Source organism: Streptomyces hygroscopicus subsp. hygroscopicus (assembly GCF_001553455.1).
GTDB lineage: Bacteria > Actinomycetota > Actinomycetes > Streptomycetales > Streptomycetaceae > Streptomyces > Streptomyces hygroscopicus.
In genome coordinates, this window is sequence record NZ_BBOX01000368.1 from 1 (window position 1) to 1,247 (window position 1,247).

1 protein-coding gene is annotated in these 1,247 nt (G+C 76.7%); it reads left to right on the plus strand.

Annotated features, from left to right (window positions below; translation table 11 throughout):
• Nucleotides 1–716 (plus strand): SbcC/MukB-like Walker B domain-containing protein (locus AXW62_RS31620; RefSeq protein WP_289306031.1); only part of this gene is annotated, 716 nt, incomplete at its 5' end.
• Nucleotides 717–1,247 lie beyond the last annotated feature (531 nt).

Sequence of the window (1,247 nt, forward strand, 5' to 3'; positions counted from 1 at the left end):
CCGCCGCGACGCGGGCGGCGGCCGAGGCGGCCACCCGTGCGCTGCGCGAGGTCTCCGCCGCCGACGCCGCGGCCCGCACCCGCTGCGAGGAACTCGACGCGCTCTCCGCACAGGCGGTCGCCGACGCCCGGCGGCTCGCCCCGCTGCGCGCGGAGTACGACCGGATCGCCCGCCTGGCCTCGCTCGCGGCGGGCACCTCCGCCGACAACGAGCGCAGGATGCGGCTGGAGGCGTATGTGCTCGCGGCCCGGCTGGAACAGGTCGCCGCGGCGGCGAGCGCGCGGCTGCGCCAGATGTCCTCCGGGCGCTACACCCTGGTGCACTCCGACGCCCGGTCCGGCGGACGCGGCCGTTCCGGTCTCGGTCTGCACGTCATCGACGCCTGGACCGGCCGCGAACGCGACACCGCCACCCTCTCCGGCGGAGAGACCTTCTTCGCCTCGCTCGCCCTCGCGCTGGGCCTCGCCGACGTGGTCACCGACGAGGCGGGCGGGGTCCGCCTGGACACCCTCTTCATCGACGAGGGGTTCGGCAGCCTGGACGAGCAGACCCTGGACGAGGTCATGGACGTGCTGGACTCGCTGCGCGAGCGGGACCGCACGGTCGGCATCGTCAGCCACGTCGCCGACCTGCGCCGACGGATCCCGGCCCAGCTGGAGGTCGTGAAGGGCCGCGAGGGATCGGCCGTACGCCACCGCACGGCCGCGGCGCCCTGACGGCATGCCGCCCTGCGGCCGCCGCGCCCTGACGGCACGCATCTCTCGGCTGCCGCGTTCTGACGGTATGCGCGCGTGCGGCTGTCGTGCCCTTGACGGTTCGCCCCACGGCCGCCGCGCACAGTCGGTACGTCACCGCAGGCTGACCGTACGCCGCCCCCCCCACGATCGCCGTGTACGGACCGTAGCCCCCCAACGCTCGCCGCGTACGGACCGTAGGCCGCCCGATGGCCCGTCGTGAGCTGACCGTGCGTCGCTACCTTGCCACCGCCGCCCCCCCCTGGCGGCCTGCCACCCCACGGCCGCCGAAGGGTGACCGTACGCCGTCCCCACCACCGCGCACGGGCTGTACGCCATGCCACGACTGCCGCGCAGGGACCGTACGCCACTGCACGACCGCCGCAGGCTGGCCGTACGCCGCCCCACGGCCGCCGCACACCGCCGCCGCCCGCGCCCGCTTCCGGGACGCGGGCGGCGGCGGTGTGGAGGCAGGGCGCGGGGCGGCGCGTCGGCCGCGTGGGCTCGTTGCGG